The sequence below is a fragment of the Lacticaseibacillus paracasei subsp. paracasei genome, from assembly GCF_000829035.1.
Taxonomy (GTDB): domain Bacteria; phylum Bacillota; class Bacilli; order Lactobacillales; family Lactobacillaceae; genus Lacticaseibacillus; species Lacticaseibacillus paracasei.
This window is the reverse complement of record NZ_AP012541.1, coordinates 1256825-1272462: the sequence shown is the minus strand read 5'-3', so window position 1 is coordinate 1272462 and position 15638 is coordinate 1256825. Positions and strand designations below refer to the sequence as shown.

16 protein-coding genes are annotated in these 15638 nt (G+C 46.8%); 1 reads left to right on the top strand and 15 read right to left on the bottom strand.

The window, feature by feature from the left end; all coding sequences use genetic code 11:
- Positions 1–6: 6 nt before the first annotated feature.
- From LBPC_RS06345 to LBPC_RS06290, 12 genes are all read right to left on the bottom strand, one after another.
- A complete protein-coding gene (locus tag LBPC_RS06345; RefSeq protein ID WP_003565171.1) occupies positions 7–462 on the bottom strand; it encodes a cell division protein SepF in 456 nt (151 codons plus the stop codon).
- Positions 463–479: 17 nt separating this feature from the next.
- Positions 480–1739: a cell division protein FtsZ gene (gene ftsZ / locus LBPC_RS06340; protein ID WP_003574874.1), complete on the bottom strand. Its 1260-nt coding sequence runs from the start codon at positions 1737–1739 to the stop codon at positions 480–482.
- Between the two features lie 24 nt (positions 1740–1763).
- Complete coding sequence (gene ftsA / locus LBPC_RS06335; RefSeq protein WP_003565166.1) at positions 1764–3110, bottom strand: cell division protein FtsA; 1347 nt, start codon at positions 3108–3110, stop codon at positions 1764–1766.
- 109 nt (positions 3111–3219) lie between these two features.
- Positions 3220–4074, bottom strand: a complete 855-nt coding sequence (locus LBPC_RS06330) for a cell division protein FtsQ/DivIB (protein WP_003565163.1) — start codon at positions 4072–4074, stop codon at positions 3220–3222.
- A gap of 5 nt (positions 4075–4079) precedes the next feature.
- Positions 4080–5171, bottom strand: coding sequence for an undecaprenyldiphospho-muramoylpentapeptide beta-N-acetylglucosaminyltransferase (gene murG / locus LBPC_RS06325; RefSeq protein ID WP_003570121.1), 1092 nt, complete (start codon positions 5169–5171; stop codon positions 4080–4082).
- Positions 5172–6551: a UDP-N-acetylmuramoyl-L-alanine--D-glutamate ligase gene (gene murD, locus LBPC_RS06320; RefSeq protein WP_003661039.1), complete on the bottom strand. Its 1380-nt coding sequence runs from the start codon at positions 6549–6551 to the stop codon at positions 5172–5174. It lies immediately after the preceding gene.
- A 29-nt stretch (positions 6552–6580) separates the two neighbouring features.
- Entirely contained in the window at positions 6581–7546 is a 966-nt protein-coding gene (gene mraY, locus LBPC_RS06315; RefSeq protein WP_003661041.1) for a phospho-N-acetylmuramoyl-pentapeptide-transferase, read from the bottom strand.
- Positions 7547–7560: 14 nt separating this feature from the next.
- Positions 7561–9708, bottom strand: a complete 2148-nt coding sequence (locus tag LBPC_RS06310; protein WP_003661043.1) for a penicillin-binding transpeptidase domain-containing protein — start codon at positions 9706–9708, stop codon at positions 7561–7563.
- Entirely contained in the window at positions 9705–10070 is a 366-nt protein-coding gene (gene ftsL, locus LBPC_RS06305) for a cell division protein FtsL (protein WP_003565154.1), read from the bottom strand. The genes LBPC_RS06310 and ftsL overlap by 4 nt, the downstream gene beginning before the upstream one ends.
- Before the next feature lie 12 nt (positions 10071–10082).
- Positions 10083–11024 (bottom strand): 16S rRNA (cytosine(1402)-N(4))-methyltransferase RsmH, encoded by a 942-nt coding sequence (rsmH, locus tag LBPC_RS06300; RefSeq protein ID WP_003661045.1) that lies wholly within the window; start codon positions 11022–11024, stop codon positions 10083–10085.
- Positions 11025–11026: 2 nt separating this feature from the next.
- On the bottom strand, positions 11027–11458 hold the full coding sequence (gene mraZ / locus LBPC_RS06295; protein WP_003661047.1) for a division/cell wall cluster transcriptional repressor MraZ: 432 nt from the start codon (positions 11456–11458) through the stop codon (positions 11027–11029).
- A gap of 175 nt (positions 11459–11633) precedes the next feature.
- Positions 11634–11966 carry a hypothetical protein gene (locus tag LBPC_RS06290; protein WP_003565147.1) on the bottom strand — a complete coding sequence of 111 codons (333 nt, stop codon included), beginning with the start codon at positions 11964–11966 and terminating at the stop codon, positions 11634–11636.
- Positions 11967–12315: 349 nt separating this feature from the next.
- On the opposite strand from LBPC_RS06290, the gene LBPC_RS14830 reads away from it, so the two are divergent.
- Entirely contained in the window at positions 12316–12435 is a 120-nt protein-coding gene (locus LBPC_RS14830; protein ID WP_003565145.1) for a DUF4044 domain-containing protein, read from the top strand.
- An 84-nt stretch (positions 12436–12519) separates the two neighbouring features.
- On the opposite strand, the gene cls is transcribed toward LBPC_RS14830, so the two are convergent.
- The 3 genes from cls to LBPC_RS06275 form a co-directional block, all read right to left on the bottom strand.
- Complete coding sequence (gene cls, locus LBPC_RS06285; RefSeq protein WP_003584308.1) at positions 12520–13953, bottom strand: cardiolipin synthase; 1434 nt, start codon at positions 13951–13953, stop codon at positions 12520–12522.
- A 232-nt stretch (positions 13954–14185) separates the two neighbouring features.
- Positions 14186–14998 carry an amino acid ABC transporter substrate-binding protein gene (locus LBPC_RS06280; protein WP_003661049.1) on the bottom strand — a complete coding sequence of 271 codons (813 nt, stop codon included), beginning with the start codon at positions 14996–14998 and terminating at the stop codon, positions 14186–14188.
- A complete protein-coding gene (locus LBPC_RS06275) occupies positions 14995–15633 on the bottom strand; it encodes an amino acid ABC transporter ATP-binding protein (protein WP_003565139.1) in 639 nt (212 codons plus the stop codon). Before LBPC_RS06275 ends, LBPC_RS06280 begins: the two co-directional genes overlap by 4 nt.
- Between the last annotated feature and the right edge of the window lie 5 nt (positions 15634–15638).

The following is a 15638-nucleotide window of genomic DNA, read 5'->3' as shown; positions in this document are numbered from 1 at the left end:
ACCTCGTTAATGTTGCGAAGAAAGGTTCAAACCGTCAGAGTCAATGGTGCTGGCTAGTGACCCATCAATTTCAAAGTTAGCAGGGGTCACGAGGAAAATCGACTCGCCCACCCGTTTAATCTCACCATTAATGGCGAACACAGTGCCTGTCAAAAAATCGACAATGCGCGTCGCATCATCGGAGCCGATGCGATCAAAGTTAATGACAACCGCCCGATTGTTCAATAAATGCGACCCGATTTCTTTGGCATCAGAGTACACTCGCGGTTCATAAACCACGATCTTCGCTGTCTTACCAGCGGGCGTTGCCATTGAAACCACCTTGTTGCTGCGATAATGATTGTCCACCGGTTGTTCTGGTGCGGGTTGTTGCGCCTGTTCGTCTTCTTGGTCTTGATAATCATCTTCATTGTCCATGGCAAAGAAGTTGCTAAATTTTTCGCCTAACTTTTCAAACGCCATGTATCGTGACCTCCTGACTATTGACGCCGACGCTTGAAGAATGGTGGCTGATCATCGCCGCCAGCATCGTCTGCGTTAGTTTGATTTTCAAAAATGTCGAAATCTTTTTTCTTAGCGTTGCTCATATCATCGCCGCTTGGTGCCTGACGCTTGCTTGGTTCACGCCGCAAGTCCCAGTTGCCAAACGGATCATCGCTTTTTGCCTGCCGATTCTCGTTGGCGTCACTATCAGCATAGGCTGGGCGATAACCGCCGCCTTGATTATCTTGATCCGTTGTACGGTTCTTAGCAACGTTGCGACGTGAAGGTTCCTGACGGGGATCTTCTTCGATCCCTGTCGCAATGACCGTCACGACGACTTCATCGCCAAGTTCCTCGTTGATGGATGTCCCGAAGATGATATTAACATCATCTTTAGCCGAGTCGGCCACAATCTGGGAAGCATCTTGAGCTTCGAACAAGCTCAAATCTGGGCCGCCAGTGATGTTTAACAGTACCTGTTTGGCACCGCTAATATTTACTTCAAGCAGTGGACTTGAGATGGCTTTTTTAGTCGCTTCAACGGTACGGTTTTCACCCGTAGCACTCCCAATCCCCATCAAAGCAGATCCTTGGTTAGCCATGACTGTTTTCACATCGGCAAAGTCCAAGTTAACGTAACCAGGGCTGGTGATCAGATCGGAAATACCTTGAACACCTTGGCGTAACACATTATCAGCAGCATGGAACGCTTCAAGCATCGGCGTCTTCTTGTCGACAATCTCAAGTAGACGGTTGTTGGCAATAATCACCAAGGTATCCACATGCTCTTTCAGTTGTGCAATGCCCTCTGTCGCATTCTTTGCGCGCTTAGGGCCTTCAAAAGTAAAGGGACGGGTAACCACGCCGACAGTCAAGGCACCTTGGTCTTTGGCAATTTTGGCAACAATCGGCGCTGCTCCTGTGCCAGAACCACCGCCCATACCAGCGGTAACAAAAATCATATCTGCACCTTGCAGCGCAGCACCGATGGCTTCTTCGCTTTCTTCAGCAGCCTTTTGCCCGATCTCCGGATTGGAACCGGCACCTAGGCCGCGGGTCAATTTAGGCCCGAGTTGGATCTTGGTTTCAGCGTTGCTGGCATTCAAAGCCTGCAAATCAGTGTTCGCCGCAATGAACTCAACACCTTTAACATCTTCGGCGATCATGCGATTAATCGCATTGCCGCCTGCACCGCCGACACCGATTACTTTAATGTTGGCGCCTTTTTCATTTTGTGCGTCCATTTGAAAATCCATTCGTGTTCCTCCTAGGATCGAGATTTATTCAAAGAAATTGCCAAAGAACCGGCGTAATGCTGAAGGCTCCTTGGATTTTGGTTTATCCGGTTGTTTTTCCTGCTTGCGCTTAAGTAATCGCTGATTGCCTTGGTCCACAGCGGCAGCCGGTTGCTCTGGCTGCTTACTTTGTGGTTGTGGACGGACATCGGCGCCATCAACCATGAATGGTGTCGGCAAGACGCTGGAGACCAGCATTTCAATATCTGTCATCTGGGCAGCATATTTGATAAGGGCAAGCCCTTCAGTAAACGATGGGTGACGCAACCCCATATCATCGGGAATAAACCGTTTGACCGGTCGGCCGAAAATGTCCTGAGCCAATTCCGTCACGCCTGGCAACGCCGTAGTGCCGCCAGTAATCACAATGCCGCCGGGTAAATCAAGCGCATTAACAGCGTCCAACGCTTTGTTCAGACGTTTAAAGATTTGCGCCACTCGCGCCTCGATAATCTCGGAAAGGTATTTTTCAGAGATCATCGCTGGCTCGTGTTTGCCAACAACCGTTACAGGAAAAGTCTCTTCCTCACTCGTTGCCAGTGAATCAGCATTGCCATATTCACGCTTGAGTTTCTCAGCGTCCGTAAAACTCGTGTTGAGGACAACTGAAATATCTTTAGTGATATACTCGCCGCCTTCTTGATCCACCGACGTAAACTTAAGCTTACGGTCATGGATCACGGCAGCGGTGCTTTGACCACCACCCATGTCAATCAAAACAGTGCCAAAATCTTGTTCACCATCGGTTAAGGCCAAACGACCAATGGCCAAAGGCGAAATCACCAAACCGCCAACTCGAAGACCCGCCTTTTCAATGGCTTTCTTCGTGTTATGAATCACGGTCTTAGGAACAGTTAACATGATGCCACGCATCTCAAGCCGAACGCCCAACATACCACGCGGATCTTTAATATCATCAAAACCATCTACGATAAACTCGGTCGGGACTAATGATAATGTTTCACGCTCTGGTGGTAAGTTGCGGACCAATGCTGCCGCTGCCACGCTGCGAACATCGTTGTCGGAAATTTCTTTATTCTCTTCACCGACCGCGATCATCCCGGAAACTTGTTCAATCTGCAGCATGTTGGCGGGAATGCCAGCAACGACCCGATCGATCTTGATATTTGCCTTGTCTTCAGCTTGGGCAACGGCCGCACGAATGACGGCAACTGCCTTATCGATATCAACGATCACCCCGCGGCTCACGCCTTCCGATCGCTGACTTCCCACACCAATAACATTCATTTGTCCCTTTACTGTTTCGGCAACAATGACTTTTATTGAGGTGGTTCCGATATCAAGTCCAACGTAAATACCTTGATTATCCATGTATCGGGAACCTCCTTGTGTAACGTTTAATAGGTTAATTTCATAATTGAATGGTGCCATTATCAGTGTAACACACTCGATTTGCCTTGAGAAAACAAACCTTACAAAATCAGTCGTTTGACGACTTTTCCGCACTTGAGTATGCCCGCCAAAATGCCCCAACTTCTAAATCGATAACACCTTTTTTCTTAACCTGTGAAACAATTGCCGGATAATACTTGATTTTGTTAGCAATTGTTCGCGAATCGGCAATCACGCGATAACCGTCGTTCATGTTCATCGAGATCTGGTAAGGATTTGCGTCACCACGACTAGCATCGATTTCGGAAATGTCTCGCTGAATGGCCTTTGGAAACTGCTGCAGCAAGGAAATCATCTGCGGCAATTCCTTCGCTGTGAAGCCTGAAAAAACAGGGTAAGTGTCAACTGGCGTCTGCGTCCCGTTCTTCAGCACTTTGCCGGTTATCAAAATCTTGTGATAAGTATGCTTCTGATAGACGTAACCGATCGTCTCATACTCGCTGGTTTTGATAACAATATGATTCAAGCCGGTAAACGTCAGACTCGCTTGTTTAATTTCTGGTAAAGAATCTTGAACACGTTGAGCGATCGCTTTTTTATGCAATATAACGCTTAACATCAAATCATCATCCGACAATTTTGTGGCATTAATCACCTGCTGATCAGGCACGGTCCGCACACCCTGCACACTCACAAGCCCAACCTTGGATAGCGGACTAGCAAAATAGCCAAAAACCCCCAGCAATATCAGCAGGGGGAGCAAAATCAACGTGAGGTTTCTAACCAGCTTACGCCGCCGTAAGTTCTGTACTTTCGGCAGATCGACATTCAATTTTGGCTTCTGGCGCCGATCATGTCGCGGCGTCTGCTGCTGGCGCGCCTGGTATTGCTGCCACGGTGTCAGCGGGTCAGGTTGCGGTTTCTTTTTTCGGGGCCAAGCCAAAGTTATCACCTACGTTTCGAAAGTAGCGTCGTCATCACTGCGATCAATTGATCACTTGCATCTGGGACACCTAATTTTTTTGATGCCTTAGCCATTGCGGCACGTTTTTCGTCATCTTCCATCAAGGTCACAACCCGACGTGGAAAATGATTGTCTAATTCATCTTCTGTAATTGTGATCGCTGCCCCTTGTTTCGTTAGACTTTGGGCATTTAAAAATTGATGATGATGAGTCACATTGGGACTGGGAATCAGAACTGCCGGAATCCCAAGCGCCGTGATTTCTGCCAAAGTCGTCGCCCCTGCCCGACTGATCAATAAACCGATATCGGGTAAAATGGATGGCATATCATCGATGTACGGGACCACCTTGATTGTCGCCGGCAAATCAGGCAATTTAGCCTTAATTTGATCGTAATGCGTCCGGCCAGTAGCAAACAGCACTTGAAAATCTGCTTTCGCCCAAATTGGCAAGGCCGCCACAACCGCATCATTAATCCGTGGCGCCCCACGAGAACCACCAAAGGCTAACAAAGTACGAATATGCGGATCAAGGCCGAAATCACGGAGCCGATCGTTCGGCTTCAAACCAGCAACTTGTTGGGCCCGCGGATTCCCTGTCACCACCACTTTATTGGCTGGAAAGGCCTTAGCAACTTCAGGAAAAACGATGGCCACGCGATCAACGAAATGACTCAGAAACTTGTTCGTCACCCCAGCCACCGAATTGGATTCATGAATCACGGTTGGGATATGCAATCGTGTCGCGGCAAATAAGATGGCACCGGAAACATAGCCACCGGTACCAACCACAATATCAGGTTGAAAATCCTGTAGCAATTTTTTTGCTTCACCCAAGCTACCAAGAAATTTCCGGACTGTTGTGAAATTACTTAACGATAGACTTCGCTTGAAGCCTTGCAAATCGAGCGTCGCAAACTTAAGTCCGGTCGCTGGTACAATCCGACTTTCCAAGCCCCTTTTCGTGCCAACGTAAAGCACATCGTCAAGTTTTCCTTCCGCTTTTAAGGCTTCAATCAACGCCAGTGCCGGATAAATGTGGCCACCAGTGCCGCCTCCAGAGATCACCAGCCGCATTTACTTATCCCCACTTTCGACTGTTGCTTTTAATTGATTGACAACTTTAATGAAATTATCGCCGCGAACTTCAAAATTAGGATATTGGTCCCAACTTGCGGCCGCTGGCGAAAGTAAGATGACATCACCAGGGCGACTGACTTCATAGGCAAGTGGCACCGCAGTCATCACATTCTCAGTCGTTTGAACTGGTACCCCGGCATCTTTAGCAATCTTGCCCATCAAGGGTGCTGTTTGACCAAAAACAACCATGCTTTTAACGTGTTTCTTAACCAGTGGTGTCAGTGCATCCATTGGCAATCCGCGATCCAAACCACCTGCCAGCCAGACAATCGGTTGGTCGAATGCATTCAAGGCAACGGTGGCTGCCTCAACGTTAGTCGCTTTTGAATCGTTGTAGACCCGGCGGCCATCAATGGTTTCTAGATATTGAATCCGATGTTTAACCCCGGAGAATGTTCGCAGCACTTCGCGAATAGCATCGTCGCCGACCCCTTCGAGTTTCACGGCAGCGATGGCAGCTAACGCATTTTCGATATTATGTAAGCCGGGGATCTGCATCTCGCTGGCCTTCATAATCCGATCGCCATCAAACGTCAGCCAACCATCGATTAACTGAGCTCGAGCGCCTTCCGCGTTCTTTCTTGAGAACGGGACGATTTGTGCCTTGCTCTGTTTCGCCAACTCATGCATTTCTGGCAAATCCCAGTTCATGATGAAATAGTCGTCTGGCGTTTGATTCATGGTAATTCGCATTTTGGCCGCAACATAATTTGCCCGGTTACCATGCCAATCCAGATGAGCTTCATAAATATTCGTTAGAACGGCAATATGTGGATGCAATGTTTTGATGCCGCACAGTTGAAAACTCGACAACTCAGCCACAATCGTATCGTCTTTGCCGACTTTTTGAGCGACTTGACTAACGGGAATGCCAATATTGCCCGCATCAAATGCATGATGTGGCCGCTGCTGATTCAACATCAAGCCAATCAGCGTGGTTGTGGTCGTTTTACCGTTTGTCCCAGTAATCCCGATCCATTGAGCTTCCGAAACCTGATAAGCCAACTCGGGTTCAGTGATAATTGGCATATGTAACGCCTCAGCCCGCTTAACCATCGGATTACTGTATGGAATGCCAGGATTTTTGACCATCAACTCGAAATGCTCGTCTAAGAGCTCAACCGGATGCCTGCCGGTAATGACCCGCATACCGTCTGCAAGCAGTTCCTGAGCGTCTTTGTTGTCGTCAAATTGTTGTTTGTCATTGACTGTCACTAAAGCGCCCAACTTATGTAATAGGCGTGCCGCATTCACGCCACTTTTCGCTAATCCCAAAACAAGCACTTTTTTATTGCGATAATCCGAAATATTCTTCACGATTTATCCTTCTTGCTTATGCCTTAATTTTAAAGAAAAAATGCTAAATAGATACCACTGCCAATTAGCCCGACCAACCAGAACATCAGATCAATTTGCCACTCAGACCAGCCCTTCATTTCAAAATGATGATGAATAGGTGACATGAGAAAGATTCTTTTGCCGGTTAACTTAAAAGAACCCACCTGCAAAATCACGCTGGCTGTTTCGGTGACATAAATAATCCCAATCAACAACAATGACCATTCGCGGTGCAGCAAGATAGCAACCACTGCCAACATGCCACCCAGCGCTAATGATCCAAGATCACCCATAAAAATCTGAGCAGGTTTGTGATTGAACATCAAGAAACCAAGCATGGCACCGATCGTCACCAAACAAACGATCAAAACATCAGTCCGACCGTCATGTGCCGCGATAATCGCGTAAGTGCCAAATGAAATTGTTGTTTGACCGGCAACCAAGCCATCCAAGCCGTCCGTCAAATTAACAGCATTACTGAAGCCTACCAACCAAACAATGACAAAAAGAACGTAGAACCAAGTGGCACTGACATTGCCGATAATTGGCACCCATAGCGTGTGATCAAAGCCTTCATGGAAATAAGCGATTAGGAAAATAATCGCACCCAGAATCTGACCGGCTAGCTTTTGCCATGCCTTAAGTCCTTCATTGCGATGATGAACCAGTTTCTCAAAATCGTCATAGAAGCCAAGCAGTCCATAGAGCACCAAAATAAACAAGGAGACCCAGACACTGAGCGTCAGTTGATGCTGCCAAATACCGACCCAAATGGCCGACACAATGATAGCAGCAATAAAAATCAAACCACCCATAGTCGGTGTTCCTGACTTTTTCTCGTGCCAGCTTGGACCCTCTTCGCGAATCACCTGACCTTCTTTTTTGTAACGCATGTAGCCGATGAACAATGGCATGAACATAATGGTAATTGCAAATGCCGAAACCATCGGGATGAGCATCTGAGCAAGTTGCATGACTATCCCCAATTCTATTGTTGTTTAAATTTAATGGTCCCGCTAGTATCGCCTAACAATGTGCCTGCAGCGATACTTTGCTGGGTCACAAAACCATCACCGACAAGTTTGAATTTCTTACCGGTCAGTTGTACAAATTTTAACACATCAGATTTTGACCAACCAGTTAAGTCAGGCATGGTCATGGCCCCGTTCGTCAAAAGTAAAACTCGGGAACCGTGCAGTGCCTTGGTACCGCTTGTTGGTAATTGTTGCACAACTTTATTACCTGTACCCACAGTTGCCACGTCGAAATTGGCTTGCTTCAAGCTATCTTGAGCCGTTGTCAATGCCGCGTTAGTGACCGCTGGAATGGTGGCCGTATTAGTATCATCAGTAACCGCACCATTAGCAGTTGTATCCAGTGCCCGCTGCATCATCGGTTTAAAAATGCTAGCCAAAATGGATTCGGCCGGTTCCGTCATTTTTTGCGGTTGTTTCATGGCCAGATAAAGGACGTACTGTGGATCAGAAGCCGGCGCAACCCCGGCAACACTGAAGGTATAGTTTGAATCACCTGTCAGATAGCCACCTTGTGGACTGGCAATTTGCCCCGTCCCGGTTTTCACAGCCAGATCAACACCGGGCATCTTGTATGCGACACCGGTGCCGTCTTCATCGTTAACAACATGCCGCATTGCATCGATGACTTGGGCCGCAGTTTCCTTTGAAATGGGTTGCCCAACGACTTCCGGTTTATAAACTTTGGTTTTGCCGTTCTGAGAGATGACTTTAGAAACAATCTGCGGTTTCAACATTTTGCCGCCATTGGAAACGGCACTGATCGCCTGCAGCATCTGCATCACATTGACCTCAATGCCTTGACCAAATGAGGTGATTGCTTGGTCAAGGGGCCGTTCAAAACTAATGTGCCCGCTAGTTTCACCCGGCAAGGTGATGCCAGTTTTCTGGCCGAAACGGAATTTATCCAAATACTGCTTCCAGATGCCAGCCCCCATTGCCTGTTCAATCTTAACCATCCCCACGTTACTCGACAGAGGGAAGGCTTTGCTTAAAGGAATGGATCCCCAGCCGCCGGTTCGCCAGTCATTAACAGTACCACCATCCAATTTGATAGATCCGGATTGATAATAATCATTTGGGTGATACTTGCCACTTTGAATCGCAGCAGCCAGCGTCACAATTTTCATGACCGAGCCTGGTTCATAATTATCTTCAACAAGCGAGTCACGCCACATGTCGCCTAAGCCTTCACCCGTTGAGGCATCAAACGTTGGTCGTTGAGTCGCTGCCAAAATCTGTCCAGTTTTGGCACTCATCAACACGGCCGTCATGCCTTTTGGTTCGTATTTATTTTGCACGTCGGTCATCAGCGTCTCTAAATAGGCCTGCAAACCACTATCGAGCGTTGTGTAGACGGTACCGCCATTAACAGGCGTTTTCAGATTCGTCTTTGCGTTAGGCAGCTTATAGCCATATGCATCGGTCTGGCTGCGACGATAACCATTCGTACCGGCTAAAACCGTATTGAATTGCTTTTCAAGCCCCATGACGCCTGTCAAGCTGGTACTTTTGCCTTGTGCCTGAGCCAGACCAATCACGTGACTCGCAAAGACGCCATTTGGATACAGTCGCGACGGTGTTTCACGAAAATGGATGCCCGGCAGTTTTTCAGCATCAATTTGTTTCTTGATCGCCAAACTCAATTTGGTGCCAGATGTGCCAAATTCAACCTGATACATATTTTTGCCTGGCGTTAGTCGCGCCAAAATTTTTGCTTCTGACATCGCCAAATAACGGCTCAGAATCTTCGCCGTTTTTGCTTTATCAACCACATAATCAGGTTTATTGTTGCTGTCTTTGCTTTGCTTGTCCAAAATCGCAAAAATGGTATAAGTATTGGAATCTTCTGCGATCACATTGCCAGTTTTATCGAGAATGGCGCCGCGCTTAGCCTGCAAGACAGTATCAGTCTGATATTGTTTTTGTCGCTGCTTCGCCAGATTGTTAGAATCAACCTCGCCAACAGTCGCCACAAAAGAAAAACGAAGAACGAACCCACCAAGGATCAGGAGTGTGACCCCGATCATCCAGATGCCGAAAATTTTACGGTTTCGGGCAGGATGTGCATTCGTTGATCGTTTTGATTTGAAAATTTTCATTTATTATCAACACGCTTTATGTTGCCGTTGATAACCTTAAAACCGTGTGCTTTGGCAAAGGCATCAAGGCGTTCTGAATTTGAAAGTTCACCAATCTCCTGCTTGAGATTCGCAGTCGTCTGGGACTGTTTGGCAATCTGCGTCTGCAAATCTTCATACTGACGCTGTGTATTGCTCAACCGATTTTGCATAAACAAACAGACTACACAAACCACGGTCGCTAAAACACCACATGCAAACATCAATGTCCTTTCAAACCCGCTAAATGCAATATGTGTGTTGGGCGCAGGTGTGGTGACAGGTTTATGTATTGGCGGTGTTTCCGGCTGCTGCACTAATGGTCTTGCTGTACTCTCAAGCATAGATTGTACCCCCTAATCGTGAATTTTTTCAATGACTCTCAATTTGGCACTATGAGCGCGGTGATTCACCGTAAGCTCCTCTTCACTTGGTAAAATCGGTTTTCGATTTACTAGGCGATAATTCGGTTGTGCAGAGGCCGGAATGACCGGCAAACCACGCGGCACATCCTGAACTGAAGAAACTTCTTTAAACATCGTTTTGACGAGTCGATCTTCTAAAGATTGGAACGTGATAACGCTGATGCGTCCCCCGACGTTGATCAACTTCAACGCTTGTTCTAAGGACGACTCAAGCGCTGATAGCTCATCATTAACCGCGATCCGAATTGCCTGAAAAACTTTTTTAGCTGGATGACCGCCTGTTCGCCGAGCCTTTGCTGGAATGCCTGCTTTAATCAACTCAACCAATTGGAAGGTCGTTGTAATCGGCTGGACTGTTCGTGCTTGCTCAATGCGCCGAGCGATTTGTTTAGAAAAATGTTCCTCGCCATATCGGGAAAAGATGCGAACCAAATCGGCATAAGGCCATTCATTGACAATTGTTTTTGCATCGAGCGTTTGACGCTGGTCCATGCGCATATCGAGTGGCGCGTCAAAGCGATAGGAAAAGCCGCGCTTTGAATCATCAAATTGTGGTGACGAAACGCCGAGATCGTATAAAATGCCATCAACTTCAGTTATTCCCAGCGTCGTTAATGCATCGGTCAAATCTCGAAAATTTCTATGTACCAAAGTGAGTTGTTTTGGCAATGTTCCAAAATCGGCTGTGACCGTTGCAATGGCCGCCTCATCTTGATCAAACGCAATTAATCGACCAGTTGTCAGCTGATTGAGAATCTGTCGAGTATGGCCGCCGCGGCCTAACGTTGCATCAACGTAAGTACCAGCAGGTTTAACCGCCAATGCCGCCGTCGCTTCTTTTAATAGAACTGTTTCATGTTTAAATTCTGTCATCGCTATAACCCAAAGTCCGTTAGATTTTCAGAAATATCATCAAAGTTTTCTTCAGCGGTTTCAGCAAACTGTTCCCACCGTTCGGCATCCCAAACTTCGATACGCGTGTTCACGCCGACTAGTACGCAATCTTTCTGCAAACCAGCATGTTTGAACAACGGTTTTGGGATGTTGATTCGTCCCTGCTTGTCGATATCACATTCCGTTGCGGCAGAAAAAAGAAATCGGGTAAAGGTTCGAGCATCTTTTTTTGTTAATGGTAAAGTTGCAAGTTTGGTCTGGAGTTTGTCCCATTCAGCAATCGGATAACCGAAAAGGCAGCCATCCATCCCACGGGTGAGCACAAAAGAGGCGCCCAGCTGATCGCGAAACTTAGCTGGAATAATTAAACGCCCTTTTGCATCAATACTGCGTTCAAATTCACCCATGAGCATGGTTGACACCTCCCTACTTTTTTCAGTCTACCACAATGACCCACTCTTCTCCACATGTAACCACTTATGAATGAAAATTGGGTTATTTAATAAGCTAATCATTTTGAAGAGCACAAAAAAGCCCGTGATCACAAGGATCACGGGCGATAATGAGTTGTGGGAGAAAAGTGGGGAATTAACCCAGAAAAAAGATTAAAACACCCGCCATCCACCAACATGTGGTGGCTAAGGCTAAAACACGGGTCAACATGCGCCAATATCGACGAACGATTAGGTCATATTCACGTACCACCTGCCAAATGACCAAAATCAAGGCAATCACCATCGTGGTAAACAAAATGACCCAAATAAAATTTGGTGTCTTGGTAAAGGTAAGTTTAAAAATAGCCCAAAAATTAACGATTGCGAGTAAACAAAACCACGAACCGCCATGAAAATCGAATTGAACGACAGCCGCAACGACGACCAGCCATACCAGAATGGGCAAACCCATCGCAAGCAACACCATGATGATTCCCTCCAAAAGCAGCAACCGTCTTCGGTGCCGCGTATTGATACATCTCTCAATTAACCCTAACCAAAGCTCCGTGGAGCGTCAAGCTTTGCAAAATAATTGCGTGGTAAAGTTGCCTGCTTTTTTGAAAAAATTTAACAAAAAATTGAATAACACCCTGTTGCTCGTCTATTAGGCTTTTAAAGAATGAAGCCCCCGATATTGCCGCAGTACTTGACCACAACTAATACTGCCTCGCCGACCTAGTCGCTAGAAAAGACCACAAAAAGCAGCGATTATCTTGCCGATACCGGCAAAAACCAGTACAATGATAGCCAGCAGAACAACAAAGGTGGTGTTTTCGGTGCAGAAAAAGAAAAAAAGCAAGTTCCAGAAGATGACCATCATCAGCGCCTGGGTCATGATCATCATTACCGTTTTAGGCGTTGTTCTGGGTGCCCTAGCAAGTTTACAATTGATCTAAACCGATCTCACCTTATACTTAAAGCCGCTGTGTGCCAGCGGCTTTTTATCTGCTCTTTTTCAACTCAGCTTCATGGCGCGGCGATTACAGAATTGGTGCTAGTAAGCGGGAGAGTTCTTCACTGAGTTGCTTAGGCCGCGTTTTTGCTTTGATCACTTTTTGCGTGTAAGGCATTGCCCGTTCCATGTCCGCTAAGAACAGCTTTTGGAAAGTCTTCCCAATCCGATGGTCGTAAATAAACGCCGCAATTTCAAAGTTCAGTTTAAACGAACGGATATCGAAGTTGGCAGTGCCAGTTGAAACGTATTTGCCGTCAACCACAATCGTTTTAGCATGTAAAAAACCTTCTTCATATAAAAATGCCTGTCCACCATTTGCCACAACCTGATTAAGATAAAATAGCGAAGCCTTGGCCATCAAGATCTGATTGGCTTTTTTGGGAATCATCACTCGAACATCCACGCCGGCATTCGCCGCAATGGTTAGCGCATCCAGCAAACTGTCATCTGGGACGAAATATGGCGATTCGATCCAAATACTTCTTTTTGCCTGATTAATGAGGCCAAGATAGCCTAGTTTGATTGCTTCAACCTGCTGCTCTGGTCCGCCAGAGACAATTTGCATCGTCGTGTTCCCAGTGACAACCGGTTCTCTAAACAGGACATCAACATTTTTTACTTTTTGTTGCTTGCTCGTTCCGTTCCAGTCCATCAAAAAGCGCGCCTGAGCCACGGCGACCGCCTTGCCCTGAATTCGTAACTGAGTATCGCGCAACATTGGCAATCCGTGGTGTTCCTTGCCGAGGTTAAAACCGCCCAGATAGGCAAGCTGTCCGTCAATAATGATCAGCTTACGATGATTACGGAAGTTGATTCGCGGATTCCAACGCCCCAGTTTCGTAGCGACAAACCGCTCAACCTGACCGCCAGCTGCCGTTAATTTTTTCCAAAAATTGTTTGGTAGGTCGTGGGAGCCAAATGTATCGTAAAGCACGCGTACGGTGACACCGGCGTGGGCTTTTTCAATTAACAAATCGCGCAACTGGTGGCCAATTGCATCAGGCCGAATAGTATAAGCTTCGATGTGAATATGTTCCGTTGCCACAGCAATATCTTCGAACAATTGCTTAAAAAAGGCTTCACGCAATGCTAAGACTTGCACATCATTGTGGGTGGTTACTAGCGCGTCATCAGCACGCAATAAGGTGCGGACCAGTTCGGATACACCGCCACTGCCAGGCGTTCCAATCAACGGTTGGCCAGCTGCCAAGGCTTGCTGCTGCTGATCAACTAAATCGTCGATGCCCAGCAAACGCTGCGTCATCAGATCTTGCATGCGATTAGCCCGTAACTTGCGGCCAAAAACAAAATAGATCAAGAAGCCGACCACCGGCAACAGTAAAAGCACCAGTAGCCATGCCCAAACTGCAGAAATATCACGATGCGAACGAAAGACCGTGATGATCGCTGTCAGTGCGTTGATGATGTAAAGAAACCCAAGGACCAACCAGATCCACATAACATTTCCTCCCCGTAACTGCCAGCAAATTTTGAGCCTACAAGTGGTTTCATTGGCGAAGGTTACTTAAGTATCATAACCTAATTAGCCCAGCTATGCCTTTAAAAAATACATTTCCATACTCACCCAAGTGGTCCCGAAGTTCCCTTTTTAGGTGCCTCTTGACGAAAAAAGGTCATGCCCTGACAATTGCCAGCGGCACAACCTCATTTTTTCTTCGCAAATACGCTGATTATTCCTCGACTTTGCCAAACCATTTTTTCTGCAACTTTGCTACGGTGCCGTCAGCTTTAAGTGCTTTCAAACCGGCATTAATCTTGCTGCGTAAGACATTGTCTGACTTGCGCATGCCAACCGCAAAGTTTTCAGGTGGAAAGTCGTCGCTGGCAATGCGATAGCTGGACGGGTCCGGTTTGTGGGCAATGTAATAGCGAGCGTAGACTTCATCCATTAAAATTCCTTGAATGCGTCCTGCATCGAGATCAATGAAAGCATCGTTAAAGGTGTCATACAGAATTGGTGTTTTGTTTGCAATGAAATTCTTCAGCAATTTTGGCTGGGCATCGAGATCAAAGGCGCCACTTGACCCAGTTTGGACACCCAAGGTTTTCCCAGCCATATCTTTGATCGTTTTGATATTACTTTTGGTCTTGGTGACTAAAATTTGGTGATTAATCAAATAATTATCAGAGAAAGCCACCTTCTCTTTTCGTTCCGGTGTCACCGAATAACCATTCCAGATCAAATCAATTGTTTGATTTTTCAGTTCGGTTTCCTTCATTGACCAATCAATCGTTTGAAAATCGACATTGATCCCATAGCGTTTGAATAACGCTTTTGCCAGATCAATGTCATAGCCAGCCAGTTGACCGTTCTTTTGACGGAATCCCATTGGAACAAAGGTGTCATCCAAACCGATGACGACTTTTTTGGTTCGTTCGATCCGTGGCCAGGAATTGCCGACGGTTTCGCGCGCACATCCACTAATGACGGTGCCTAGCAATGTGACGAGTAACATGAGTGCCAGTACGATTCGGCGTTTCATTGACCGTCACCGCCTTTGCCAACGTGATAAGTCGTGTCAGCCACGCTTTCGGCAAAGTCCATGTCATGCGTGACGACAACCTGCGTCATGCCAGAAGCTTTGAATTGGTTAACCAAGGCAGCCACATTTTCCCGCAAAAGTGGATCAAGCGCACTGGTGGGTTCATCGTAAAGCAAGATCTGCGGATTCAGTGCCAACGCCCGAGCAATAGCTACCCGCTGCTTTTGACCGCCTGACAATGAATACGGATAGGCATTTTCCTGAGCGACTAATTCAAGCCGATCTAGCAACTTCTTGGCCGTTTCATCAGCTTTCTTCTGATCAACGCCTTGCAAGGTTGGTGCAAGCGTGATGTTGCGCATAACGGATAAGTTCGGAAAAAGTTCGAAGTTTTGGAATACAACGCCAATGACGCCTTCTTTGCGTAATGCTTGCGCTGTCGTTGGCTGACCGTTCCAGATCATCGTCCCGGAATCTGCAGTTTCTAGTCCACTAATGATTCGCAACAATGTTGTCTTCCCAGCACCGCTTGGCCCAACAATGGCTAACGTTTTGCCATCTTCAATCGTCACATTGATATCCACCAGGACTGGCTGGCCATTAAATGATTTATTAATTTGTTTGAGTTCTAACATAGGTT

What these genes read in the sequence shown, in the direction of transcription:
- LBPC_RS06275 (WP_003565139.1), bottom strand. Translation starts at nt 15,633, where the DNA reads ATGTTAGAACTCAAACAAATTAATAAATCATTTAATGGCCAGCCAGTC.
- cls (WP_003584308.1), bottom strand. Translation starts at nt 13,953, where the DNA reads ATGTGGATCTGGTTGGTCCTTGGGTTTCTTTACATCATCAACGCACTG.
- murG (WP_003570121.1), bottom strand. Translation starts at nt 5,171, where the DNA reads ATGCGGCTGGTGATCTCTGGAGGCGGCACTGGTGGCCACATTTATCCG.
- rsmH (WP_003661045.1), bottom strand. Translation starts at nt 11,024, where the DNA reads ATGACAGAATTTAAACATGAAACAGTTCTATTAAAAGAAGCGACGGCG.
- LBPC_RS06280 (WP_003661049.1), bottom strand. Translation starts at nt 14,998, where the DNA reads ATGAAACGCCGAATCGTACTGGCACTCATGTTACTCGTCACATTGCTA.
- LBPC_RS06290 (WP_003565147.1), bottom strand. Translation starts at nt 11,966, where the DNA reads ATGGTGTTGCTTGCGATGGGTTTGCCCATTCTGGTATGGCTGGTCGTC.
- mraZ (WP_003661047.1), bottom strand. Translation starts at nt 11,458, where the DNA reads ATGCTCATGGGTGAATTTGAACGCAGTATTGATGCAAAAGGGCGTTTA.
- ftsZ (WP_003574874.1), bottom strand. Translation starts at nt 1,739, where the DNA reads ATGGATTTTCAAATGGACGCACAAAATGAAAAAGGCGCCAACATTAAA.
- ftsA (WP_003565166.1), bottom strand. Translation starts at nt 3,110, where the DNA reads ATGGATAATCAAGGTATTTACGTTGGACTTGATATCGGAACCACCTCA.
- ftsL (WP_003565154.1), bottom strand. Translation starts at nt 10,070, where the DNA reads ATGCTTGAGAGTACAGCAAGACCATTAGTGCAGCAGCCGGAAACACCG.
- LBPC_RS06345 (WP_003565171.1), bottom strand. Translation starts at nt 462, where the DNA reads ATGGCGTTTGAAAAGTTAGGCGAAAAATTTAGCAACTTCTTTGCCATG.
- mraY (WP_003661041.1), bottom strand. Translation starts at nt 7,546, where the DNA reads ATGCAACTTGCTCAGATGCTCATCCCGATGGTTTCGGCATTTGCAATT.
- LBPC_RS06310 (WP_003661043.1), bottom strand. Translation starts at nt 9,708, where the DNA reads ATGAAAATTTTCAAATCAAAACGATCAACGAATGCACATCCTGCCCGA.